Here is a 22,187-nt window from a genome sequence, read left to right on the forward strand (position 1 = left end):
CCGCACCTCCTTCGGTCTTCGGGCGTCGGCGGCTTGTCGGACGGATCGGGTCAGCCGGCGCCCGTCGCGGCGGGCTCGGCGTCGAGGACCTCGCAGTAGGCGGCCTCGGTGGCCGCGGCGACCTGGCCCCAGCCGTAACGGCCCAGGACCCGGCGGCGGCCGGCCGCCCCGCACGCGGCGCGGGCCGCCGGGTCGGCGAGCAGGCCGGCGACGGCGCGGGCCAGGGCCTCGGGGTCGCGGGGCGGCACCAGCCGTCCGGTGCCGGGGTCGGCGACGGTGTCGAGCTGCCCGCCGACCGCGCTGGCCACGACGGGCACGCCGCAGGCCATGGCTTCGAGCGGGACGATGCCGAAGGGTTCGTAGTCGGCGGGGCACACCACGACGTCGGCGGAGCGCAGCAGCGGCGGCACCTCCTCGCTGGGCACGGCGCCGGTGAAGCGGACCCGGTCGGCGACGCCGGCGTCCCGGGCGATGCGCCGCAGCCGCCGCACCTCCGGGTCGTCGTCGAGCCGGTCCGCGGGCGGCCCGCCGACCACGACGAGCTCGGTGCCGGGCAGCCGGGCCAGCGCGGCGACGGCCACCGCGGCGCCCTTGCGCGGCACCAGCCGGCCCAGCTGGAGCAGCCGGTGCGGGTACGGTCCGCGTGGCGCGGCCGGGCCCTTGGGGCTGAACCGGTCGGGGTCGACGCCGCACGGCACGATGCCGATCTTGTGCGGGGGTATGCCCATGCGGGTCAGCTCGGCGGCCTCGTCGCGGCAGGTGGCGACGATGCGGTCGCAGCCCAGCCCGATCTCGGTCTCGCCGGGGATCCGCTCCGGCGGGCTGGTGTCGGCGTGGCCCTGGTGCCGTCGCTTCACGGTGCCGAGGGCGTGGTACGTGTGCAGCAGGGGCAGTCCGTGTGCGCGGGTCGCGCGCAGCGCGGCCAGACCCGACATCCAGTAGTGCGAGTGCACGAGGTCGGGGGCCCGGGTGCGCCAGCCGCGTGCCAGGTAGCGGCCGAACTCGCCCATGTACGGCAGGAGCTCGTCCTTGGGCAGCGGCTCGGCCGGTCCGGCGGGGACGTGGTGCACCTCGACGCCGTCGCGCAGTTCCACCCGGCAGGGCAGGTCGGGCGCGTCACGGCGGGTGTAGACGGTGACGCGGTGGCCGCGGTCGGCGAGCGCCCCGGCGAGGCAGGCGACGTGGACGTTCTGGCCGCCGGCGTCGACCCCGCCGAGCGCGGCGAGGGGGCTCGCGTGCTCCGAGACGAGCGCGATCGCGAGGACGCCCGGGTCGAGGGGGTCGCCGCCGAGGGGTCCGGTGGGGAAGGGGCTGAGGGACGGGGTCATGAGCACACCTCCGTGATCAGGCGCTCCCAGTCGGCCAGGAAGCGCTTGAGCCCGTAGCGTTCGAGGGCCGCCTGCCGGGCCCGGGCCCCGTCCGCGGCCGCGGCCTCGGGTTCGTGGAGGTAGCGGCGGGCGGCGCGGGCCAGGACCTCGGGGCGGGTGGAGAGGGCGCCCGTGCCGCGCGGTACCGCCTCGACGGCCTCGGTGGTGGCGAGGGCCAGGACGGGCAGGCCGAGGTGCATCGCCTCCAGCAGGGACAGGCCGAGGGAGGTCCAGCGCACCGGATGCAGGTACATGCGGCGTTCGGCCATGGCCGTGTGCAGCTCGCTCTGGGGCAGGTCGGCGGCGCGGCACCGGTCCGGTGGCAGGCCGAGGTGGCCGGTCAGGCCCTCGGTGCCCATGCCGAACACGTCGAGCGGCACCGCCTCGGCCAGAACGGGCAGCAGGTCCGTACCGGTGTACCGGGCGCGCCGCACGGGCTCGTTGACGACGACCGCGGCGCGCGCGAGCCGGCCGGTGTAGCGGTGGCCCGGGTCGACGATGCCGTGTTCGACGACCTCAGTGCGGGTGGTTCCGCAGTCCCAGAACAGCCGGTTGAAGTGCGTGACGTGCACGATCGTCAGATCGGCGCGGTCGGCGCACGGGTGCCGGGTGTCCGGTACGTCGCCGTCGGGCGCGTTGTGCTCCAGGTACAGCGCGGGCACGTCCCGGCCGGGGCGGCGTCCGCCGAGCCGGCGTTCGGCCAGCTCCGGTTCGTGCGGCCGTTGCAGGAGGACCAGGTCGACGGGCGTGTCGCGGAGTTCCTCGGGCGTGACCTCGCGCACCGAGGCGGGCCAGGAGAAGGTGCGGGCCCGCCCCAGGCCGTCCGGGTCGCGGCCCGGGGTGACGGGGACGAGGTAGGTGTGCGGGCCCTGGACGAACGCGGTCGTCCAGGAGCCGTGCACGTGCCACAGCAGGATGTTCATACGGCCGCTCCTCGCTCCGTCTGTTCTCCCTGGTCCGCCGGGTCGTCCGTGAGGGCCGCCACGGCGGCGAGCACCTCGGCGTCGGCGATGCCGTCCAGGCAGGGGTGTCCCGGCACGGGGCAGTGCCGTGCCCGGGTGTCCGCGCAGGCGGCGTACCGCTCGCCGAGCAGCACGTGCGGTACTCCGTAGGGGGCCCACCGTTCGGCCGGCACGACCGGTGCGAAGAGGCTGACGACGGGGGTGCCGACGGCGGCGGCGAGATGGGCCGGGCCGGTGTTCCCGGCCACGACGACCCGCGCCCCGGCGAGGACTCCGGCCAGGTGCGGCAGGTCGGTGGCGCCGCCGAGGTCCAGTGCGTGCCGCCCGGCGACCCGCGCGGTCAGCTCCCGCTCGGCGCGGCCTCCGGTGACGACGACCCGGTATCCCGCGGCGGACAGGGCGGCGACGGCCCGTGCCGCCCGGCCGGGGGTCCAGGCGCGGGCGGGGACGGCGGCACCGGGGTGGACGACGACGTACGGCTCGGGCCCGGTGAGGTGGGTGGTGGGGGGCGGCGGTGTGACGCGCAGTCCGCCGTCGTCGCCGGGCGGCAGGGCGTAGCCGGCGGCGCGGGCCAGGTCGAGGGCGGCCAGGGCCTCGTGGCGGTGCGGCGGTCTGCGGTGCCGCAGGTCGAGCAGCGCGCCCGGGTAGTCCTCGCTGTCGGCGGCGGTCCATCCGATTCCGGCGAGCCTCAGCAGCAGGGCGATCGGCAGCGGGCTTTGGTGGTACGACACGAGGACGAGCGCCCGGTCGAAGCGGCCCGCGGTGAGCGTGTCCATCAGCTGCCGGGTGGCCGCCCGCGTGACCGGCGGCGGCTCCAGCCCGACCCAGGGGGCGTCGTACGTCAGCACGTCGTCCGCCCCGGGCAGCATCCGCGCCGCCGGGGCGCCCTGCGGCCCGCACAGCAGCGCGGTGTACGAGGACCCGGCCGCGACGGCCCGCACGGCGGGTCCTGCCAGGAGCACGTCGCCGGCGCTGTCGAGGCGGACGACGAGGGTCCGGGGCAGGCGGCCGCGGGAACGGAAGGGGGTCATCGCGCCTCCCCCGTCGGCAGGGCGGGGTGACCGCGCGGTACCGCCGCCGGCGCGGCCCGGTGACGGCGCGGTTCGCCGGCCGGCCCGGCCGGTCTGTTCCGCCACTCCCCCGTCGCCGCACCGGGGTCCCGTCGTGGCTGTCCCGCCGGCTCAGCGACGGGTGCCGAGTCGAGGACGATACGGACGGCGGCGAGCAGGTCGGCCACCGTGGTGTCGGCCGCCGCGGTCTCCCCGGGGCGGGTGGCGGCCGTGGGGACCAGGACGCCGCGGGCCCCGGCGGCGCGCGCGGCCTCCACGTCGGCCCCGATGTCGCCGATGACGACGGTGCGTTCGGGCGGGACGGCAAGCCTGCGGCACGCGGCCAGGACCAGGCCGGGTGCGGGTTTGCGGCAGCCGCAGCCCTCCCCCGGCCCGTGCGGGCACACGGCCCAGACGGCGAACGGCCCGAGCAGTTCCTCCACCCTCAGGCGTACGTCCTCGACCTGGCGGGGGGTCAGCAGGCCACGGGCCACGCCCGACTGGTTCGTCACGATGCCGACGGGAATCCCGGCGGCGCGCACCGCTTCGACGGCCTCCCGGGCCCGCGGCATGGGTGTGACCCGAGCCGGGTCCCCGTTGTAGGGGACGTCGGCGACGAGCGTGCCGTCGCGGTCGAAGAGGACAGCGTCGGGGAACGGGCCGCCGGGGTCGTGCGCGTGCGGGGGCTGCCGCACGCCGGTGGGCCCGTACGGCCCGGGCAGCCCGTACCCGGAAAGGAGCCACGGACCGGTGGGCCGGGTCATGACCGCAGCCGTTCCCTGACCGCCGGGCGCAGCGCGGGCGCCGGCCCGCCGGTCCCGAGCGGGGTGAGCGGCCGGGCCGTACGGTGGGCGAGTCGCCCGCGCAGCCAGTGCCAGGTCGCGGCCGGCGGGATGAGCGCGCTGGTCACGACCATGGTGAGCACCTCGTCGCGGGTGCGCGGCCCGGGCAGGATCCGGGCCAGGGCGAACTCGGTCGTGCCGGCCAGCCATGCGGCGGCACAGACCCCGGCCGGCCGGTGCCGGCCGAGCAGGGCGCAGCCGAGCGCGGTCACCCCCGCCCCGGTGACGGCCAGGTGGACGGGCAGCCGCCCGCGGTGCGCCTCCGCCCGGCGCCACCAGTGGCGGCCGTGCAGCCGGGTCATCAGCACGTCGTCGGCGTTGCCGGCCTGGAGACGGACGGAGGTCCAGCGCCCGGCCGGCCGCACGGGGTGGGTGGTCGTGCGCCGGCCCCCGGTGAGCGTCCAGCCGGCGTCGAGGATGCGCAGGGCGAGGTCGGCGTCCTCCCGGAAGGCCCGCCGGAAGCGCTCGTCGAATCCGCCGACGGCGGCCAGCGCGGCCCGGCGGTAGGCCATGTCCGCGGTGATCCAGCGGGCGGCGGCGAGTCCGGCCGTGTTGCGTTCCCAGTCGGTCGGGCGGCGGTCGGCGGGCAGCGGCACCTCGATCCGGGCGGTGATCCCGGCGGTCCGCTCCGTCGCCGCGGACAGGTCGAGCGTCAGGTCGTCGCCCCAGGTGGGCCCGGGTACGACGTCGTCGTCGAGGAAGACGATCCAGGGCACGTCACCGGCCGCCCGCCAGCCGAGGTTGCGTGCGGCGGCGGGTCCGCGCGCCCCGCCGGGTACGACGATGGTGCGCGAGCGCAGGGAGGGCGGGACGTCGGCGGTGAGGGGCGGGCGGGCCGCGCCGGGCCGGTCGTCCACGAGGACCACCCGGACCGGCCCCGGTCCGCTCGCCTCGGCCAGGGCGTGCAGGCACACGCGCAGGCTGGGCCGTCCGAGGGTCGGGACGACGACGGCGTACTCGGCGTCCCGTGCACGGGCTCCGGGCTCGGTCATCGCAGGCCTCCGGCGTCCTCGGTACGGAACAGGTCACCGCGGCGGATGGCGTACGGGCCGATGGCGAGCAGATCGACGGGCGAGGAGCCGAAGCACTCCAGGGCGTCTCGCGGGTCGTCGACCATGGGCCGCCCGGCGGTGTTGAGGCTGGTGTTGACGACCACGGGCAGCCCGGTGAGCCGCTCGAACTCGCCGAGCACGCGGGCCACCAGCGGCTCGCGGCCCGGGTCGACGGTCTGGATTCGGGCGGTGCCGTCGACGTGCACGACGGCGGGGATGCGGTCCCGCCACTCCTGGGCGACGTCGTGCACGAACAGCATGTACGGGCTGGGCAGCGGGCCGTCGAAGATCTCGGCGGCGCGGTCTGCGAGGACCATGGGCGCGACGGGCCGGAACTGCTCGCGGCCCTTGACGTCGTTGAGCCGTTCCAGGTTGCCCGCGTGCCCGGGATGGGCCAGCAGGGAGCGGTGGCCGAGCGCCCGGGGGCCGTACTCGGAGCGGCCCTGGAACCAGGCGACGATCGCGTTGTCCGCGAGGGCCCGGGCGACGGTGGCGGCGATGTCCGGGGGCCGTTCGAAGGGGACGGCGGCCGTCTTCAGCCAGGCTCCGAGCTCCGCGTCGGACCAGTCCCGGCCGAGGTCGGCGCCGGTCATGGGCTCCGGCTCGTCGCCCTCGCCGGCGGACAGCAGCAGGGCACCGCCCAGGGCGGTGCCGGCGTCCCCGGCGGCGGGCTGCACCCACACCCGGGAGAAGGGGCCCTCGCGTGCGATACGGGAGTTGGCGACGCAGTTGAGCGCGACGCCACCGGCGAGGGTGAGCACCTGGTCGTGGGTACGGCCGTGCAGCCAGCGCACGAGGTCGAGCAGGGTCTCCTCCAGCACGGCCTGGGCGCTGGCGGCGACGTCGGCGTGTTCCTGCGTCCACGGCTCGTCGGGCCTGCGCGGCGCGCACAGCTCCTGCCACGGCACGCCGGTGGCGTGGAAACCGCCGTCGCCGGTCGGGTACACGTGGCGGCGGATTTCGGTGATCATGCGCGGGGTGCCGTGGGAGGCGAGCGCCATCACCTTGAACTCGTCGGAGGAGCGCAGGAAGCCGAGGTGTCCGGTGAGTTCCTCGTAGACGAGGCCGAGCGAGTGCGGCAGGTCCTGGGCGTGCAGCGCCTCCAGCCGGTCCCCCACGCGGCGTGCGGCCAGGTGGGAGGCGCGTTCGCCGCGGCCGTCCAGGACCAGCACGGAGGAGTCGCCGGCGTCCGGTGCGGCGAAGGCGCTGGAGGCGGCGTGGGCCATGTGGTGCGGCACGAAGCGGACGATGCCGGGATCGAGGCCGGGCAGGGCCGTCCGCAGGAACCCGGGTGCCTCGCGGGCGTAGGTCAGCCGCAGGTGGTCCCACGGGTCGTCCAGGCCCATGTCCTCGGCGGGCCGGGCCAGTGCCGGGTCGAAGGAGTAGGTGACCGCGTCGAGGTCCTGCGGGCGCAGCCCGGCCCGCTTCAGGCACCAGGCGGCGGCCTTCTCGGGCAGCTCCCAGGCGGAGAACGGCAGGGGTCGCTTCCCGTGCTTGCGCCGGGAGAACCGCTCCTCCTCCGCGGCGGCGACGGTCCGCCCGTCGATCACCAGGGCGGCGGCGGGGTCGTGGAAGAGGGCGTTGATTCCGAGGATGCGCATGGGGGTGGCGGCCCTTTCGGCGGTCGGAAAGAAAACCGGACGCGGTAGTGCCGGGTGGTGCCCGGGCTGGTCGGTCGTGGTCAGTCGTCGGTTCCGTCCTCGCGGAACCAGGCGATCGTGCGCCGCAGCCCCTCCTCGGCGCGCACCTGCGGTTCCCAGCCGAGCTTGTCGCGGGCCAGGGTGATGTCCGGGCAGCGCACGGCCGGGTCGTCCACCGGGCGTTCGATGAAGCGGATCTCCGACGCGGAGCCGGCGAGTTCCACGACCAGCCGGGCCAGGTCGAGCATGGTGATCTCGGTCGGGTTGCCGATGTTGACGGGGCCGCGCATGCCGTGGGCGGCCGCCGCGAGGATGCCGCGGACGGTGTCGTCGACGTAGCACAGCGACCGGGTCTGCCGGCCGTCGCCGGTCACGGTGAGGGGCTCGCCGGCCAGGGCCTGCCGAACGAACGTCGGCACCGCGCGTCCGTCGTGGCCGCGCATCCGCGGGCCGTAGGTGTTGAACAGCCGCACGATGCAGGTGTCGGTGCCGTGGGTGTCGGCGTGGGCGGTGGTCAGCGCCTCGCCGAAGCGTTTGGCCTCGTCGTAGACGCTGCGCGGGCCGACCGGGTTGACGTTGCCCCAGTAGCGCTCGTCCTGGGGGTTCTGCTGCGGGTCGCCGTAGACCTCGGAGGTCGAGGCGAGGACGAAGCGGGCTCGGGAGGACCGTGCGAGTTCCAGGGCGTTGCGGGTGCCCAGGCTGCCCGTCTCCATGGTGTGCAGCGGCAGTCGCAGATAGTCCGCCGGGGACGCCGGGGAGGCGAAGTGCAGGACGAGGTCGGGCCGTCGCTTGATCCGCAGGCGCTCGGCGACGTTGGCCTGCACGAGCGTGAAACCGGGTCGTTCGAGCAGCGGGGATATGTTCTCGGGCCGGCCGGTGCAGAAGTCGTCCACGCAGGTGACGGCCGCGCCCGCGTCCAGCAGGGCGGCGCACAGGTGGGAGCCGACGAACCCGGCGCCGCCCGTGACGACGGCGTGTTCCCAGCTCCGTGAGAGGGCGGTGGTCATCTCGGTCTCTCCTCCGTCAGCGGCGTACGGCCCGGCACGACGGTGCGCCTCGGACCGCTGAGGGTGGCCGGAGGCCGTCGAGCCCACGATCAGCGTCCGCCGACGCTGCGCACACGGCACGGTCGCGTACGGCAAACCGGTGAGTCACGGAGGGTGAGGGGGTGGGGCTACCGGCTGTTCGCGCAGGTCGGGGGGCGGGTCGAGAGAGTTGGGAGCGGAGGTGCTCGCGCAGCCTGCGGGGGGCGATGGGGGCAGGGCTCGGACCGGTGGGCGGAACCCAGCGGGCCGACGGATCAAGGCCCCCGCAGGCCTGTGGGCAGACGACCGTCGCGGACGGGGGAACGCCTTGGCGGGGCGGGACCCAGCTCGGTCGGAGACGGGCCGGCCAGCGCAGACGCGGGTCGGGGAGTCAGCGCGGGTCGCGCCGGGGCCGGGTCGGTCGCAGGGAAACCCACGCCGTCACGGACAGCGGTCCGCGAACGGGGCCCAGCCCGGTCGCGGACCGGGGAACCCACACCGTCGCGGGCCCGGGGCCCGGCATGGATCACGGATCGGGTGGCGGGCGTCATCACAGGACGGGGAATCAGCACGTCCGTGGACGAGCGGCCCAGACCGGTCGCGGGCCGGCCCAACCCACGCCGTCGCAGACCCAAGCCCAGCGCGAGTCGCGGATCGGATGACCAGCGCCGTCGTGGACCGACAGACGGACACCGCCGAAGCTCGACTGGCCGAGGCCGCCGTGAGCCGGTCAGGGCCGGCCCCGTCAGCGTTTCAGGGCCCGCGTCAGGCGATCAGTGTGCGGCCCGGGAGCAGGCGGTCGAGGAGTTGGGTGTGGTGCAGTTCTGCCACGGGGGCGAGCAGGTCGGGGTGGCGCAGCAGGGCCGCGGCGCGCTGGTCGCTGTCGTCGGGCGCGACGAGCCGGCGGAACTCGGCCGGTGCGCCGGTGCTGTGGCTGCCCTCGGCGAGCGCGGCCACCGCCAGGGCGGCCAGCTCCGGGTCGGTGAGCAGACTCGCCGCCCAACTGGCCACGACCTCGTCCACCCAGGTGCGCCAGGCGTGCGCGTCCACGTCGTCGCCCAGGGACGCGTCGGCGCCGGTGAGCCAGTCCAGCCGGGCGGAGCCGCCCGGGCCCGCCACGTCGACCAGGGCGGCGTCCATCGCCGTCGGGTACCTGAGCCATGCCGCGACCGTCACGGCCTGCCGGGCCTGCACCTCGCACAGCGCGGAGGCGAGCGCTCCGCCGGAGGCGGGGAAGGCGCGGGTCAGCCACTGGGCGGTCGCCGCGATGACAGGAGAGAGGTCTGCTTGCACTGCCGGGCCGTCCGAAAGGGGTGGGGAAGCGGGGAATCTGCCCGTAGACGGTAGCCGCCGCTCCTCGTCCCCGGACGTGATCGGGACCTCTTCCGGGCTGTGGCCTCGGCCACACCAACAAGGCTCGTACAACAAGGCCCGCACGCAGGGAGCTGATCCCGTTTCGCCGGGAAGGTCCCGGGCACCCGCCCCGCGTAGCCTTCCGCAAGCCGGAAAAGTCCGGTGAATCCCCTGTTCCCGGCCGCCGCCCGGGGCAGGGCCGGAGCAGGACAGGAGCAGTGTCATGACGGAACAGCGAACGGATCCGCCGGACGCCCACCGTGCTCCGGCCACCGACATGTCGCTGCTGGGCATCTACCTCAACGACCATCTCGCCGGCGCCACCGCCGGAACCGCGCGGATTCGCTATCTGCTGCGCTCGTGCCGGGGTACGGCGCTCGGTGACGCCCTGGCCCCGGTCGCCGCCGAGATCGCCGAGGACCGGGCGAGCCTGCTCCACATCATGCGGCGGCTCGACGTGCCGGTGCGGCGCTACAAGGTCTACGCGGGCCGGGCGGCCGAGCAGATGGGCCGGCTGAAGAGCAACGGCAGCCTGGTGCGGCGGTCCCCGCTGAGCACGCTGTGGGAGCTGGAGGCGATGGGTCTGGGGGTGGAGGGCAAGACGGCCGGCTGGCAGACGCTCCGCGACCTGGCCGCCACGGACCCTCGCCTGGACGCCCGGCAGCTCGACGACCTCATCGAACGGGCCCGGCGGCAGCGCGCCACGCTGGAGGAACTGCGCCGCAAGCAGGTCGATGTCGCCTTCCGCGAGACCTGAGGCACAGGCCCCGCCGCCCTCCCCGCCTTACCAGAACCTGCTGCTGAGAGCCGGCTGGTGCGAGAGCTCCACGGCGTCCCGCAGCCGCAGCGCGACGCTGATCGTGGCGCGCAGGGCGGAGGGACGTACGGTCTGGGCGGTCTCCGTGGCCAGGACCAGCAGGCAGGCCGCCGCCTGCTCGACGATCGGCGCGGGGAGGATGAAGTCGTTGTCGGCGGCCGCGCGGAACGCCTTCAGGGGGATCTCGGCCCCGTCGATGGCCCGGTGCGCGGCCTGCTCCAGGTGCTGTGCGGCCTGTTCGCACACAGGGGCGGGCAGGGCGATGGTGCGCTGGAACGATGAACTCGTCATGCTCCGACTGGTCCCCCGGCGGCGGCCGGTTCTGTCGGCACGCGGCGGGATTTCACCGTCCCGCGTGACCGGGTCGTGGCGAATGTCCCGGAATCGAAACGGCCGCGGAGCGGCGCGCAACGGCGGCACGGTACGACAGGTCTACTCCAGCGATCGGCTCCCGGGCGAACGGTCCGCCGCGGCCCGGGGAGCACGGAGAGAAGACCACAACGGGGGTACCAGAATGTTCCGCACCACTACCCGTCCGGGCCGCCGCCGCGCGTTCGCCGTCGGCTGCCTCGCCGCCCTCGGCATCGCCGCCGCGGCTGTACCGGCCGGCGCCGCGTCCGACGCCGGCGACCGGTACACCGCCGAGGAGATCCACACCTTCCTCGAGGACTTCTACGGCGAGCACGGCCCCGGCGACTTCGCCCGCAAGTACGGCATCTCGCCGCACCTCAAGGAGAAGGTCGCCGCCAGCCCGGAGTTCGACGTCCTGCTGTGCGCGCAGAACCTCCCCGCGTCCATCGACATCGGTCCGGTCACCACGGCCCAGTCCGCCGGGGTCGGCTGGGCGACCGTGAGCACGTACTGGAACGGCGGGTCCGACAAGGCGGACTTCACGGCGTACGTCGACCTGGACGCGACGCGGCCGATCCAGCTACTGGACGTCGATTGCGGGTCCGAGGGCTGAGTGCCGGGCCACCGGGGGCGCGGTCGTACTCTGGGTGGTTCGATCAAGCGCGGACCCGAGGGAGGAGCGCGTATGACCGCCCCTGCGGATGTCGTGGCCCGGCTCACAGGGCGGGCGGTCACGGGGGAACGGCCGCTGTCCGGAGACCTCGCCGAGGTCACGCTCGACGACGGGCGGGTGGTGATCGCCAAGCGTGCCAACGACCCGGGGGCGACGCGGGCCGAGGCTGCCGGGCTGCGCTGGCTGGCCTGCGCCGGCACGGTGCGGGTACCGGCCGTGCACGGCCACGACGGGAACTGGCTGGTCGTCGACCGGGTCACGCAGGGGCGGCCGAGCCGGGAGGCGGCGATCCGCTTCGGCCGTGACCTGGCCGCCCTGCACGCCGCCGGGGCGCCCGCGTTCGGCGCGCCGCCCCCGGACGGTCCGGCGGACGCGTACATCGGGCTCGCCCCGATGCGCAATGAGCCCGGCGCCGACTGGCCGGGCTGGTACGCCGAGCATCGCGTGCTGCCGTATCTGCGGCGCGCTGTCGACCAGGGCACCGTTCAGCCCGGTGAGGCGACCGACGTGGAACGACTGTGCGAGCGACTGCCGGAGCTGGCGGGGCCCGCCGAGCCGCCCGCGCGGCTGCACGGCGACCTGTGGAACGGCAACGTGCTGTGGGCGGCCGACGGACATGTCCGGCTGATCGACCCGGCCGCGCACGGCGGACACCGCGAGACCGACCTGGCGATGCTGCGTCTGTTCGGCTGCCCGCACCTGGAGCAGGTGCTGGACGGCTACCAGGAGGAGGCGCCGCTCGCCGCCGGCTGGGCGGACCGCGTCGGCGTGCACCAGCTGTTCCCGCTGCTGGTGCACGCCGTGCTGTTCGGCCGGAGCTACGCGGACCAGGCCCTCGCGGTGGCCCGTGGCGCCCTGACAGGGTGACCGGTCACCGGGTCACGACGTGCCGCTCGTCCGGCACGCAGTGGGTCATGGTGAGGCCCTCGACGTCGCGCGGCGGGTTCTTGCCCAGGTTGGCCAGGCGCTCGCGGTCCTCGTCCGTGAGGTCCTGGCTCGCCAGCGGCTCCAGCCCGGCCACGTCCTCGGGGCCGATGCCCAGCCCCTCGCCGACCCGCAGGCCGAGGTCGTTCTCGACCAGCAGGAAGTGCCAGACCATGCGCTCCTGCACGGGCCGGTCGCACTGGGACAGCAGGTCGGTGAAGTTCTTCACCAGGTCGTCGCGCTCCCAGTCCTCCAGGAGCAGGTAGCGCTGGCCCGCCTGCATGTAGTCGTTGGTGCGGGGGATGCGCTTGCGGGTGAGCCGCCCCTCGATCACGGGTCCCTGCTCGTCGTGGGTCGGGTAGCGGGCCTCGCGCAGCCCGCCGGTGATCGACGGCTCGTAGTTGACCTGCGGGTTCTCGCCGCCGCCGTCCACGTGGTACGCCATCTGGCCGTCGCGCTGGTTGGTGCGCACGTCCGCGTTCTTGGCCTGGTTGACGGGCAGTTGCAGGTAGTTCGGGCCGACCCGGTAGCGCTGGGTGTCGCTGTAGGAGAAGGTCCGGCCGACGAGCATCTTGTCGTCGGAGAAGTCCAGGCCGTCGACGAGGACGCCGGTGCCGAAGGAGATCTGCTCGTTCTCGGCGAAGAAGTCCTCCGGCATCCGGTCGAGCACCATCCGGCCGACCGGCTTCGGCGGGAAGTCCTGCTCGGGCCAGGTCTTGGTGTCGTCCAGCGGGTCGAAGTCGAGCTCGGGGTGGTCGTGGTCGTCCATCATCTGGACGAGCAGCTCCCACTCCGGGTGGTCGCCGCGCCCGACGGCCTCGTACAGGTCCTTGGTGGCGTGGCCGAGGGAGTCGGCCTGGACGTTGGCCGCGTCCTCCTCGGTCATGCTGCGCACGCCCTGCTTGGGCATCCAGTGGTACTTGACGAGCTTGGTGTCGCCGTCGGCGTTGACCCACTTGTAGGTGTTGACGCCGAAGCCCTGCATGTGGCGGTAGTCCGCGGGGATGCCGCGCGGGCTGAACAGGTTGACGAGCATGTGCATGGACTCGGGCGTCTGCGACATGAAGTCGAAGATGCGGCGGGGCTGCTGCTCGAAGGTCACCGGGTCCGGCTTGAGGGCGTGGATGACGTCCGGGAACTTGATGGCGTCACGGATGAAGAAGACGCCGAGGTTGTTGCCGACCAGGTCCCAGTTGCCGTCCTCCGTGTAGAACTTCACCGCGAAACCACGCGGGTCGCGGGCGGCCTCGGAGGAGTCGCGTCCGCCGATGACGGTCGAGAAGCGGACGGCCAGGTCCGTGCGTTTGCCGCGCTCCTGGAAGAGTTTGGCCCGGGTGTAGCGGCTGATCGGCTCGTCGCCCCAGGTGCCGTAGGCCTCGAAGTGCCCGTAGGCGGTGACGCCGCGGGCGTGCACGACGCGCTCGGGGATGCGTTCCCGGTCGAAGTGGCTGATCTTCTCCAGGAACTGGTAGTTCTCCAGCGTGGCGGGGCCGCGGGGGCCGACGGTGCGCTGGTTCTGGTTGTCGTAGACCGGATGGCCCTGGCGGTTGGTGAGGACCCTGCGGTCGTCGCCCGGAGCGGGACCGGTACCGGATACGTCCGTCATATGCATGGGCTCCTTCGGCTCATGACCGGCGGCCGACCGGGTCGGCGCCGCGAGCGGCCGCCCGGCCGGTCCTGGCGGAACGCCCGGGTACCCGGCGGAGCGGGGTCAGTCACGTGCCGCTGCCGTACGTGCCGCACTTGCGCGCCGCGACCAGTTGTGCTGGCACGGCCGCCGCGATCCTCGTTTCCAGGGCGCTGCCGGCCTTGGTCGGAGTGCGTGAACCGGGGCCCCGGTCGGGCCCCGACTACCCGTGCCGCCCCTCGCACACGGACCAAACCTCCGCGAGGAGGACCGGGTGGTCCTCGCCGTACGTGACGACGGCCGCGAACACCGCGTCGAGGGCTGCCCGGAGCGGGTCGGGTTCGGCAGCACCGGTCACCGCGGGGAGGGCCATGTGCGGCTGCGACATCCGCAGGGACGGGTCCGGTCGGCCGATGGTGAACGCCCCGGCGCGCATGGCGGAGTCGGCGGCCGCCGCTTCCACCACGGCGGCCGCCGGGCCCACCACAGTCCGTGCCGCATCGTGGGGCTGCGGGACGGGATCGTCCGCAGACGCGGGCGGCCGGAAGGGAGGCCGCTCGGGTGGGACGGCCCGGCCGACGGTCCGGTCCGGGACACGCGGGTCGGTGGCAAGCCTCTGCCACATGCGGGCTTCGTCGTCGAACGGCGGCGGCAGCGGGCGGCCTTCGGCCAGGGCCGTGAGCGCGTCCGCGACCCAGTCGAGGGCGGTGAGACCGGCCCCCTCACACGCCCGGCGGGCCGCGAACACGGCCACCGCGCGCTGGGTGGCGGGGCCGCAGGCGTCGATCGCGTGGACCAGGGCGGGGTCGAATTCGAGCAGGCCGCGGACGTTGCCGCCGACGTCGCGCAGGGCCTGGCTCGGTGGCTGTCCGCCCCATTGCCACCGTTCGAAGGCGAGCCGGCGTTCCCGTTGCGCCGTCTCCTGCGCGAGGCGGGCCTGGCGTTCGGCTTCGGCGCGTTCGGCGGGCGTGGGCGGCGGCGGCAGTTCGCGGGCGTAGCGGTGCCAGTAGGCGGCGGCCTGCGAGGTCTGCTTCAGAACACGGTCCGGCTCGGGCGGAGCGGGCCAGAACTGGAGGAGGTAGCAGTCGAGCGGGGGCTCGCCGTCCAGGCGGACGTCCCGCTCGCTCGCCCGGTCCATGCCCTCGGCGCAGTACCGCACCCGGTAGTCGGTCTCCTCCAGGCCGAGCTGCCAGGAGGCTCCCCCTCCCCATTCCACCAGCGCGCTGTCCGCCGACACCGGACGGAAGGACACCTCCACCACGTCCTCCCAGGCCGGGTCCAGCGGCGGCGCCTGCTCGTGCACCTCGACCGTGAAGCCCACGTCGCCCGTGTGCAGCCCGGTGTTCAGCCACAGGGTGCCCGGTATCGCCGCCCCGCACAGTCCCGCACGCTGCCCGGCGAACGCCTCCGAGAGGCCCAGCTCGAAATTGTCCGGATCTGTCTCGACGTAGATCTGGCCGTAATGCACATGGACCTCTCCCTCGACCGGCCTGCGCACGATCAGCTCCTCCTCGTCCGGGGATGGGATGGTGAGCTGTCGGCATCGTGGCACCCACCACTGACAGTCAGAGCGCGATCAGGGGAGAGCACAGGCATGCGGCACGTCTACTGGGTCGGGGGCGGGAGCGGCGGGGGCAAGTCCACGATCGCCCGCAGGCTCGCCGAACGGCAGGGCTGGCGTGTGTACTCGACCGACGATGTGATGGGGGATCACGCCCGCCGTACCATTCCCGACGAGGCCCCGCTGCTGCACGAGTTCATGGCCATGGACATGGACGAGCGCTGGGTGAAGCGGTCTCCGGAGACCATGCTCGAGACGTTCCACTGGTTTCGCGGTGAGGGCTTCGGGCTGATCGTCGAGGACCTGCTGCGCATGCCGCGGGAGACGTGTGTCGTCGTCGAGGGCTTCCGCCTGCTGCCGCACCTCGTGCGGCCCCTGCTCACCGAGCCCGGACACGCGGTCTGGCTCCTGCCCACACCGCAGTTCCGGCAGGCCGCGCTCACGAGCCGGGCCACGCCGGGAGGGAGCTTCACGGCGAGGACCAGTGACCCGGAGAGGGCGAACCGCAACACCGCCGCACGGGACCACATGTTCACGGAACGCCTCCGCGAGGAGACCGCACGCCTCCGGCTGCCCACCGTCACCGTCGACCTCACGATCTCGGAGGACGAACTCGCCGAGCGGGTGAGCCAGGTCTTCCGGCTCTGACCTCACGGAAGATCGGGCACCAAAAGGGCCCGGACCCGCCGACCGGCGGTGTCCGGGCCCGGTGACCCCGGTGGGGCCTCAGCCGCCGTTGAGGCGTGCGCGCAGCAGGTTCTTGCCCAGTTCGGCACCCTTGCGGCTGTCCGCCTGGGCCTTGCGGAACAGGTCCGCTACCTCGGTGTCCTTGGCGCGCTCCGCGTCCTGGATGTAGCTCTCCAGGCGCAGGGCGTTGTTCAGGCACGCCTCGACGTACCAGATCAGGTTGTAGTCCTTGTCCTGCGTACCGGTCACGCCGCCGGTCTCCGTCTCGCTGGTCATTCGGACCTCCTTCTCGCGGAGCGGACCTCTCTTCAGGCGCCGGACGGGTACCCGCCCTCAGGACGGACACACAGCCCGACCGCATCACTTTCAGTGACCATCCGATCACGCCCTCCCGGAGCGAGCCGCCGACCAGGGAGTCAGATCCGTACGCACCACCAACTCCCCTCCCCCGTAAGGCAATCCCGACAGTTGCCACAGAAGCGAACAGACGCCGGTCACTTTCCGAAGGAAGTGCCGATCCACCGTGCGAGATCGGTCGATGACGGTGTGTACTGTGCTGCGGGTGGCTCGTCAGACCACCTCGGACTCCGCCATGCCCGACTCCCCCTGGACTCGACTCGATGATCGACATACCGGACCTGGTCGTCGGCGGTCTCGCCGTCGGCACACTGTCCGCGTTCGCCCTCGGCGGCGGGTGGCTGCGCTCACGACGGCAACTGGCCGCGCAGCGCGCCAAGACGGCCGCACTGCGGGCTCAACTCGACGGCACCACGAGGACGTTCACGGCCGAGGTCGAGCACCTGGCGGCGCGGCGTGTGCCCGCCGCGGCCCGGCAGGCGGCCCATCCGCACGTCACCGTGCCCGGCCCGCTCAACCCGCAGCTCGCCGGTTCGCCCCTGGGCGTCGCGCTGGAGCAGGTACTGAAGGGGCTGCACGCCGAACTCGCCGCGCAGCGCACCCGGATCGACGCCGCCGCGCAGGCCGGGATGCGCGGGGCCACGCGGGAGATCCAGGCGGCGCTGTACCGGTTGCAGGACGCCCTGCGCGGTCTGCAACAGCGCTATGACGACCCCGAGTTGGCACAGACCCTGTTCGAGCTGGACCACGAGAACGAGCAGTCGCTGCGGCGCGCACAGATCGCCGCGGTGGTGTGCGGGGCCTGGGTGGGACTCGCCCGGGAGGAGTCCCACCTCGTGGACGCGGTGACGGGCGGTCAGGCCCGGCTCGCGGGCTACCGGCGCGTCCGGGTCCACAACCACCTGGCGGCCGGCACCGCCCTGGTGTCCCACGCCGTCGAACCGGTCGCCATCATCGTCGCCGAGCTCCTCGACAACGCGCTGCGGCACTCCGCGCCCGACACCGAGGTCGTGGTCAACCTCGAGGACGTCCACCACGGTGTCTGTGTCACCGTGGACGACGCCGGGCTGGGCATGACGCAGGACGAACGGGCCCGTGCCCAGTGGTTGGTGGCCGGCTCCGAACCGATCCTGCTCACCGAGCTCGGCGATCCGCCGCGCATGGGACTCGCCGCCATCGGCCAGCTGACCCGGCAGTTCGATCTGAGCGTGGACCTGTCCTCCCCCTCCCCGTACGGCGGTGTGCGGGCGGTGCTGCGGGTCGACAGTCACCTGCTGACCCGTATCGACCCCGCCGAACTGCCCCCGGCGGCCAGCGCCCCGCGTCCGACGCGCAGGGCGGAGCGCGAGACGGCGGGCGGTGCCGCCTCGTCCGTCAGTGGCGTCCCGGCCGCCGGCGGCGCCCCGTCCCTCAGTGCCGAGCCGGACGCCTCCGCCCGAGCCACCCCTGCCACCCCAGCCGCCCCTTCCGGCCCGGCCCGTGAACCCGAGCCGGCCACGGACACCGCGTCCCGGAGGCCCGAGCAGCCGTCCACCACCACCGCCACCCATCCCACCCCGTCCGACGATCACGGCTACGGAACGGACCAGGACGACCAGGCCACCGCCCCGGCCCCCGGCCACCACGGCCCCCGTGACAGCGGTGGCCTCCCCCAGCGGCGCCGCCGCAGCCGGGCCACGTCCCTGCCGAACACCCCGGCCTCCGAACCCGCACCCGCACCGCAGCACCGGCCCCGGCGCCCCGAAGAGTCCGCCGCCGCCCTCGGCGCCCTCCAGTCCGGCACGGCTGCCGCACGTTTCGCCGCCCGGCCGAACAACGGCGCCGTTCCAGCCGTACCTGATGATGCCCCGGCCGCGACCACGGCCGACGGAGCGACCGACGACACCGGCCGAGACCGGAACGACCACGAAGGGGGAACGGCTCGATGACCAGCCGCGCAACGGGGGACACGGCCTGGGTGCTCGAACCGGTCTTGGAGGTGCCCCACGTCGTGGCGGCCGTCCTGCTCACCCGGGACGGGCTCGTGAAGGGCTACACCGACGCGCTGTCGCAGCCGTCGGCCGAGCGGGTCGCCGCCATCACCAGCACCGTGCAGGGCGCGTGCCGTACCGCGGCGGCGGCGTTCGCGGACACCGACCGGGCCGACATCCGGCAGGTCGTGATCGAGTCGGACCACGGCTATGTGCTCATCGTGCCGACGGACCACGGCACGTGTGTGGCCGCGTACGGCGACCCCGAGGTGCGACTGGACCTGCTCGCGCACCGGGTGCACTCGCAGGTGGCGCGGCTGGGTGAGAAGGCGATGGCCGCCGGGCCCCGAGGTGCCGACGGCGACACGCCGGCATGACCGGCCGCCGAGGCGGCCGTCCCCTGGTTCCCGCGTACCTGTCGACCGGCGGGGTGGCCCGGCCCAGCCGTGCCCATCTGGAGCGGCTCTCGGTCCTCACCGGCAGCGGCGAGCCGGCTCCCGCCGATCTGCCCGCCGCGCAGGCGGCCCTGCTGGAGGAACTGGAGCACGGGTCGCTGACGGTGGTGGAGGCCGCGGCCCTCCTGCGGCTGCCCGTCTCCGCCGTGCTGGTGCTGGCCGCCGGCCTCATCGACCGCGACCTGGTGCTGGCCCGCGCGCCGATCCCGCCCGCCCGGCGCTTCGACCCCGACCTGCTGAAGAGAGTGGCCGATGGCCTCCGCGACCTCAAGCACCGTTGACACCACCGCCGGCGGTGGTGGCATCCACCTCCCGGACACCGCCCGCGACCTGGTGAAGATCCTGGTCACCGGGCCTTTCGGGGTGGGCAAGACCACCCTGATCGGCTCCGTCTCGGAGATCCGCCCGCTGCACACGGAGGAGCAGCTCACCGAGGCGTCCGCGCCGGTCGACGATCTCGCCGGGGTCCGGGACAAGTCGACCACCACGGTCGCCATCGACTTCGGCCGGATCAGCCTGCCGGGCGGAATCGTGCTGTATCTGTTCGGCACGCCCGGGCAGGAGCGGTTCCGGTCGCTGTGGGACGACATCGCCCACGGGGCGCTCGGCGCGCTCGTGCTGGTCGACGCCCGCCGGATCGACGCCTCGTTCGACGTGCTCGGGCTGGTGGAGGAGAGCGGGCTGCCGTACGCGGTCGCCTTCAACACCTTTCCGGACGCGCCCCGCCACCACACGCCCGAGCAGTTGCGCGCCGCCCTGGACCTGGAACCGACGACCCCGATGGTGACCTGCGACGCGCGCGAGGCGGACTCCTCGATCGACTCCCTGCTCGCCCTCGTCCAGCACCTGATCGACCGACCCGCGGAGCACCGGTGACCCACCCGTCCCCTGCCGAGCAGGCCTTCTCCCTCGCGGCGCCCGTCCGCCTGTGGGAGGACGGCTTCGCCCGCGACCCCCGTCCGTACTACGCCGCCCTGCGCGCCCAGGGCCCGGTCGGCTGGGCGGAACTCGCGCCCGGTGTGCCGGCGTACGTCGTCACGGACCGGCGGGCGGCGCTTGACCTGCTGCACGACACGAAGACGTTCTCGCACGATCCCCGGCCGTGGCAGGCGACCGTCCCCGACGACTCCCCGGTGCTCGGGATGATGCGCTGGCGGCCCAACACCCTGTTCGCCGACGGGGCCGCCCACATCCGCTACCGCACCACGCTGATCGACGCCTTCGACCTGGTGGAGCCGCACGACCTGCGGGCCCGGGTACACCGGGCGGTGCACCTGCTGGTGAGCCGGATCGGACCGCGGGGCGAGGCCGACCTGGTCGGCGAGTTCACCCGGCCGCTGATGGCGCTGGTGTTCAACAGCCTGTTCGGGTTGCCGGACAGCGCGAGCGACCGGCTCGACGCCGCGCTCGGCAAGCTGATCGAGGGCGGCGCGCAGGCGGCACAGGGCGAGGCGGAGTACGCCGGGTACGTCCTGGAGCTGATCGCGGCCAAGACCGAGCGGCGCGGCGACGACCTGCCGAGCTGGCTGCTGGACCATCCGGCGGGGCTGACCCCCGAGGAGGTCACCTGGCAGGTGTTCCTCACGCTCGGCGCGGGCCACGAGCCGACGGCCAACCTGGTGTCCAACGCGCTGTCCAGGGTCCTCGGCAACCCGGCCTACTACTCGACGCTCACCAGCGGCGCGCGGCCGGTGACGGACGCGGTGCTGGAGGTGCTGCACCACGAGACGCCGCTCGCCAACTACGGCATCCACTACGCCCGCACGCCCGTCACCTTCCACGGCGTGTGGATCAGGGCCGCGGTGCCGGTGGTGATCTCCTACGGGGCGCTGGCGCAGGCCACCGAGCAGGAACGCGGCGCGGACCGGCACCCGGGCGACGCCTCCCACCTGTCCTGGTCGGCGGGCCCGCACGCCTGCCCGGTCAAGCAGCACACCCTGCTCATCGCCACCGAGGCGATCGAACGGCTCACCCAGTGGCTGCCCGACCTCGAACCCGTCCTGCCCCGCGAGCGACTGACCTGGCGGCCCGGCCCGTTCCACCGCTCGCTGACGGCGCTGCCCGTCCGTTTCAGTCCCCGCTCCCCCGACCAGCCAGGAGGACGACCGTGACCGTCACCGACCGCATCACTCTCGACCCGTTGGGCGCCGACATCGCCGCCGAGAGCGCCCGGCTGCGCGCCCTCGGCCCGATCGTGCCCGTGGAGCTGCCCGGCGGCATCCCTGCCTGGGCGCCCACGCGCTACGGCACTCTCAAGGAACTCATCCTCGACCCGCGGGTGAGCAAGGACCCGCGGCTGCACTGGCGGCTGTGGCCCGAGATCGGCGAACATCCGTCCTGGGGCTGGATCCTGGGCTGGGTGGGCGTGGTCAACATGCTCTCCACCTACGGCGCGGACCACACGCGGCTGCGCAAGCTGGTGGCGCCCAGCTTCACGCACCGGCGCACCGAGGCGATGCGGCCCCGGGTGGAGGCGATCACCGCGGAGCTGCTGGACGCGCTCGACGCGGCCGACGGCGAGGTCGTGGACCTCAAGGAGGGGTTCGCCCATCCGCTGCCGATGCGGATCATCTGCGAACTGTTCGGCGTGCCGGACGAGTTGTGGGAGGACACCGGTCGGCTCGTCGCGGCCATCATGGACACCTCCGACCCGAGCCCGGAGCACGCGGCGTCCGTGCAGCGGCAGATCGGCACGGTGCTGCCCGCGCTGATCGCGTACAAGGCCGCGCATCCCGGTGACGACATGACCACCGAGCTGATCCGGGTCCGGGACGAGGACGGCGACCGGCTCAGCGACGAGGAGCTGCTGTACACGCTGCTGCTGGTCATCGGGGCCGGCTTCGAGACCACCGTCAACCTGATCGGCAACGCGGCCGTCGCCCTGCTCCGCCGCCCCGAGCAGCTCGCCGCCGTACGGTCCGGGGAGATCGGCTGGGACGCCGTCGTCGACGAGACGCTGCGCGCGCACCCGTCGATCGCGTCGCTGCCGCTCCGGTTCGCCGTCAGCGACCTCACCGTCGGCGGCGTCACGATCCCGGCCGGTGACGCCATCATCACGACGTACGCCGCCGCGGGGCTCGACCCCGAGCACTACGGGCCGGACGCCGACGTCTTCGACGCCACCCGCGCCGCCGACGACCATCTGGCGTTCGGGATCGGGGTCCACCGCTGCATCGGGGCACCCCTGGCCCGTCTGGAGGCGCTGACCGCGCTGCCGGCGCTGTTCGAACGGTTCCCCGGCCTGAGCCTGGCCACCGGTGACGAGGGCCTGCGGCAGGTGCCGTCCTTCATCGCCTTCGGCTGGCAGGAGATCCCGGTGCGGCTGCGGGGCTGAGGCCACCGGCAGACGGGCCTCACGGGGCGGCTCGCGGGAGCGCGACCGGTCCCCCGTTCCGGTCGAGCCCCCGCGGCTCGTCGAAACTACGTGCATGGCGGAGGCCTTGTGAATCGCGTCGATGCCCGTTGCGCGCTCAAC

General features: G+C 74.0%; 22 protein-coding genes. 10 read left to right on the top strand and 12 right to left on the bottom strand.

Annotated elements, in window-relative coordinates; genetic code table 11:
- Positions 1-50 precede the first annotated feature (50 nt).
- The 8 genes from ABFX81_RS32075 to ABFX81_RS32110 all read right to left on the bottom strand — a co-directional run bounded on the left by ABFX81_RS32075 (position 51) and on the right by ABFX81_RS32110 (position 9,230).
- Complete coding sequence (locus tag ABFX81_RS32075) at positions 51-1,328, bottom strand: glycosyltransferase (protein ID WP_346139032.1); 1,278 nt, start codon at positions 1,326-1,328, stop codon at positions 51-53.
- Positions 1,325-2,290, bottom strand: coding sequence for a glycosyltransferase (locus tag ABFX81_RS32080; RefSeq protein ID WP_346139034.1), 966 nt, complete (start codon positions 2,288-2,290; stop codon positions 1,325-1,327). The genes ABFX81_RS32075 and ABFX81_RS32080 overlap by 4 nt, the downstream gene beginning before the upstream one ends.
- Positions 2,287-3,360: a glycosyltransferase family 9 protein gene (locus ABFX81_RS32085; protein WP_346139035.1), complete on the bottom strand. Its 1,074-nt coding sequence runs from the start codon at positions 3,358-3,360 to the stop codon at positions 2,287-2,289. Before ABFX81_RS32085 ends, ABFX81_RS32080 begins: the two co-directional genes overlap by 4 nt.
- Positions 3,357-4,142, bottom strand: a complete 786-nt coding sequence (locus ABFX81_RS32090) for a D-glycero-alpha-D-manno-heptose-1,7-bisphosphate 7-phosphatase (RefSeq protein WP_428837233.1) — start codon at positions 4,140-4,142, stop codon at positions 3,357-3,359. The genes ABFX81_RS32085 and ABFX81_RS32090 overlap by 4 nt, the downstream gene beginning before the upstream one ends.
- On the bottom strand, positions 4,139-5,212 hold the full coding sequence (locus ABFX81_RS32095) for a glycosyltransferase family 2 protein (RefSeq protein ID WP_346139036.1): 1,074 nt from the start codon (positions 5,210-5,212) through the stop codon (positions 4,139-4,141). Before ABFX81_RS32095 ends, ABFX81_RS32090 begins: the two co-directional genes overlap by 4 nt.
- Complete coding sequence (locus tag ABFX81_RS32100) at positions 5,209-6,873, bottom strand: carbamoyltransferase family protein (RefSeq protein WP_346139037.1); 1,665 nt, start codon at positions 6,871-6,873, stop codon at positions 5,209-5,211. The genes ABFX81_RS32095 and ABFX81_RS32100 overlap by 4 nt, the downstream gene beginning before the upstream one ends.
- Positions 6,874-6,953: 80 nt before the next feature.
- Positions 6,954-7,919 carry an NAD-dependent epimerase/dehydratase family protein gene (locus ABFX81_RS32105; protein WP_346139038.1) on the bottom strand — a complete coding sequence of 322 codons (966 nt, stop codon included), beginning with the start codon at positions 7,917-7,919 and terminating at the stop codon, positions 6,954-6,956.
- A gap of 783 nt (positions 7,920-8,702) precedes the next feature.
- Complete coding sequence (locus ABFX81_RS32110; protein WP_346139039.1) at positions 8,703-9,230, bottom strand: hypothetical protein; 528 nt, start codon at positions 9,228-9,230, stop codon at positions 8,703-8,705.
- A gap of 283 nt (positions 9,231-9,513) precedes the next feature.
- Between ABFX81_RS32110 and ABFX81_RS32115 the strand changes: the two genes are divergently transcribed.
- The gene (locus ABFX81_RS32115; protein WP_086854325.1) at positions 9,514-10,047 is read left to right on the top strand and encodes a hypothetical protein; all 534 of its coding nucleotides are present in this window, start codon (positions 9,514-9,516) and stop codon (positions 10,045-10,047) included.
- 27 nt (positions 10,048-10,074) lie between these two features.
- Here ABFX81_RS32115 and ABFX81_RS32120 read toward each other — a convergent pair whose 3' ends face one another.
- On the bottom strand, positions 10,075-10,398 hold the full coding sequence (locus ABFX81_RS32120) for a hypothetical protein (protein WP_086854324.1): 324 nt from the start codon (positions 10,396-10,398) through the stop codon (positions 10,075-10,077).
- 223 nt (positions 10,399-10,621) lie between these two features.
- On the opposite strand from ABFX81_RS32120, the gene ABFX81_RS32125 reads away from it, so the two are divergent.
- Together ABFX81_RS32125 and ABFX81_RS32130 are read left to right on the top strand one after the other, a co-directional pair.
- Complete coding sequence (locus tag ABFX81_RS32125) at positions 10,622-11,071, top strand: hypothetical protein (RefSeq protein ID WP_086854323.1); 450 nt, start codon at positions 10,622-10,624, stop codon at positions 11,069-11,071.
- Positions 11,072-11,143: 72 nt separating this feature from the next.
- On the top strand, positions 11,144-11,998 hold the full coding sequence (locus ABFX81_RS32130; RefSeq protein WP_086854322.1) for a fructosamine kinase family protein: 855 nt from the start codon (positions 11,144-11,146) through the stop codon (positions 11,996-11,998).
- A gap of 4 nt (positions 11,999-12,002) precedes the next feature.
- Here ABFX81_RS32130 and ABFX81_RS32135 read toward each other — a convergent pair whose 3' ends face one another.
- Positions 12,003-13,661: a catalase gene (locus tag ABFX81_RS32135; RefSeq protein ID WP_086854321.1), complete on the bottom strand. Its 1,659-nt coding sequence runs from the start codon at positions 13,659-13,661 to the stop codon at positions 12,003-12,005.
- A 244-nt stretch (positions 13,662-13,905) separates the two neighbouring features.
- The gene (locus ABFX81_RS32140; protein WP_086854326.1) at positions 13,906-15,186 is read right to left on the bottom strand and encodes a hypothetical protein; all 1,281 of its coding nucleotides are present in this window, start codon (positions 15,184-15,186) and stop codon (positions 13,906-13,908) included.
- 90 nt (positions 15,187-15,276) lie between these two features.
- On the opposite strand from ABFX81_RS32140, the gene ABFX81_RS32145 reads away from it, so the two are divergent.
- Complete coding sequence (locus ABFX81_RS32145) at positions 15,277-15,891, top strand: hypothetical protein (protein ID WP_086854320.1); 615 nt, start codon at positions 15,277-15,279, stop codon at positions 15,889-15,891.
- 78 nt (positions 15,892-15,969) lie between these two features.
- Here the strand turns inward: ABFX81_RS32145 and ABFX81_RS32150 are convergent, their stop codons facing one another.
- Entirely contained in the window at positions 15,970-16,206 is a 237-nt protein-coding gene (locus ABFX81_RS32150; RefSeq protein WP_020276938.1) for a hypothetical protein, read from the bottom strand.
- A 344-nt stretch (positions 16,207-16,550) separates the two neighbouring features.
- Between ABFX81_RS32150 and ABFX81_RS32155 the strand changes: the two genes are divergently transcribed.
- The 6 genes from ABFX81_RS32155 to ABFX81_RS32180 are packed head-to-tail and all read left to right on the top strand — an operon-like array spanning position 16,551 to position 22,046.
- Entirely contained in the window at positions 16,551-18,215 is a 1,665-nt protein-coding gene (locus tag ABFX81_RS32155; RefSeq protein ID WP_346139041.1) for an ATP-binding protein, read from the top strand.
- Positions 18,212-18,634, top strand: a complete 423-nt coding sequence (locus tag ABFX81_RS32160; RefSeq protein WP_086855613.1) for a roadblock/LC7 domain-containing protein — start codon at positions 18,212-18,214, stop codon at positions 18,632-18,634. The genes ABFX81_RS32155 and ABFX81_RS32160 overlap by 4 nt, the downstream gene beginning before the upstream one ends.
- Entirely contained in the window at positions 18,631-18,993 is a 363-nt protein-coding gene (locus ABFX81_RS32165) for a DUF742 domain-containing protein (protein ID WP_086855612.1), read from the top strand. Before ABFX81_RS32160 ends, ABFX81_RS32165 begins: the two co-directional genes overlap by 4 nt.
- The gene (locus ABFX81_RS32170; protein ID WP_086855611.1) at positions 18,965-19,588 is read left to right on the top strand and encodes an ATP/GTP-binding protein; all 624 of its coding nucleotides are present in this window, start codon (positions 18,965-18,967) and stop codon (positions 19,586-19,588) included. The genes ABFX81_RS32165 and ABFX81_RS32170 overlap by 29 nt, the downstream gene beginning before the upstream one ends.
- Entirely contained in the window at positions 19,585-20,823 is a 1,239-nt protein-coding gene (locus ABFX81_RS32175) for a cytochrome P450 family protein (RefSeq protein WP_086855610.1), read from the top strand. The genes ABFX81_RS32170 and ABFX81_RS32175 overlap by 4 nt, the downstream gene beginning before the upstream one ends.
- A complete protein-coding gene (locus ABFX81_RS32180) occupies positions 20,820-22,046 on the top strand; it encodes a cytochrome P450 (protein WP_086855609.1) in 1,227 nt (408 codons plus the stop codon). The genes ABFX81_RS32175 and ABFX81_RS32180 overlap by 4 nt, the downstream gene beginning before the upstream one ends.
- Positions 22,047-22,187 lie beyond the last annotated feature (141 nt).

It is taken from the genome of Streptomyces coeruleofuscus, assembly GCF_039532725.1.
In the GTDB taxonomy this organism is placed as follows: domain Bacteria; phylum Actinomycetota; class Actinomycetes; order Streptomycetales; family Streptomycetaceae; genus Streptomyces; species Streptomyces coeruleofuscus.

Bases quoted from the DNA above. Each gene is read 5' to 3' on its own strand.
- ABFX81_RS32085 (WP_346139035.1), bottom strand. From the start codon at position 3,360: ATGACCCCCTTCCGTTCCCGCGGCCGCCTGCCCCGGACCCTCGTCGTC.
- ABFX81_RS32170 (WP_086855611.1), top strand. From the start codon at position 18,965: ATGGCCTCCGCGACCTCAAGCACCGTTGACACCACCGCCGGCGGTGGT.
- ABFX81_RS32075 (WP_346139032.1), bottom strand. From the start codon at position 1,328: ATGACCCCGTCCCTCAGCCCCTTCCCCACCGGACCCCTCGGCGGCGAC.
- ABFX81_RS32165 (WP_086855612.1), top strand. From the start codon at position 18,631: ATGACCGGCCGCCGAGGCGGCCGTCCCCTGGTTCCCGCGTACCTGTCG.
- ABFX81_RS32080 (WP_346139034.1), bottom strand. From the start codon at position 2,290: ATGAACATCCTGCTGTGGCACGTGCACGGCTCCTGGACGACCGCGTTC.
- ABFX81_RS32125 (WP_086854323.1), top strand. From the start codon at position 10,622: ATGTTCCGCACCACTACCCGTCCGGGCCGCCGCCGCGCGTTCGCCGTC.
- ABFX81_RS32135 (WP_086854321.1), bottom strand. From the start codon at position 13,661: ATGACGGACGTATCCGGTACCGGTCCCGCTCCGGGCGACGACCGCAGG.
- ABFX81_RS32095 (WP_346139036.1), bottom strand. From the start codon at position 5,212: ATGACCGAGCCCGGAGCCCGTGCACGGGACGCCGAGTACGCCGTCGTC.
- ABFX81_RS32105 (WP_346139038.1), bottom strand. From the start codon at position 7,919: ATGACCACCGCCCTCTCACGGAGCTGGGAACACGCCGTCGTCACGGGC.
- ABFX81_RS32155 (WP_346139041.1), top strand. From the start codon at position 16,551: ATGATCGACATACCGGACCTGGTCGTCGGCGGTCTCGCCGTCGGCACA.
- ABFX81_RS32160 (WP_086855613.1), top strand. From the start codon at position 18,212: ATGACCAGCCGCGCAACGGGGGACACGGCCTGGGTGCTCGAACCGGTC.
- ABFX81_RS32120 (WP_086854324.1), bottom strand. From the start codon at position 10,398: ATGACGAGTTCATCGTTCCAGCGCACCATCGCCCTGCCCGCCCCTGTG.
- ABFX81_RS32150 (WP_020276938.1), bottom strand. From the start codon at position 16,206: ATGACCAGCGAGACGGAGACCGGCGGCGTGACCGGTACGCAGGACAAG.
- ABFX81_RS32090 (WP_428837233.1), bottom strand. From the start codon at position 4,142: ATGACCCGGCCCACCGGTCCGTGGCTCCTTTCCGGGTACGGGCTGCCC.
- ABFX81_RS32145 (WP_086854320.1), top strand. From the start codon at position 15,277: ATGCGGCACGTCTACTGGGTCGGGGGCGGGAGCGGCGGGGGCAAGTCC.
- ABFX81_RS32130 (WP_086854322.1), top strand. From the start codon at position 11,144: ATGACCGCCCCTGCGGATGTCGTGGCCCGGCTCACAGGGCGGGCGGTC.
- ABFX81_RS32100 (WP_346139037.1), bottom strand. From the start codon at position 6,873: ATGCGCATCCTCGGAATCAACGCCCTCTTCCACGACCCCGCCGCCGCC.
- ABFX81_RS32115 (WP_086854325.1), top strand. From the start codon at position 9,514: ATGACGGAACAGCGAACGGATCCGCCGGACGCCCACCGTGCTCCGGCC.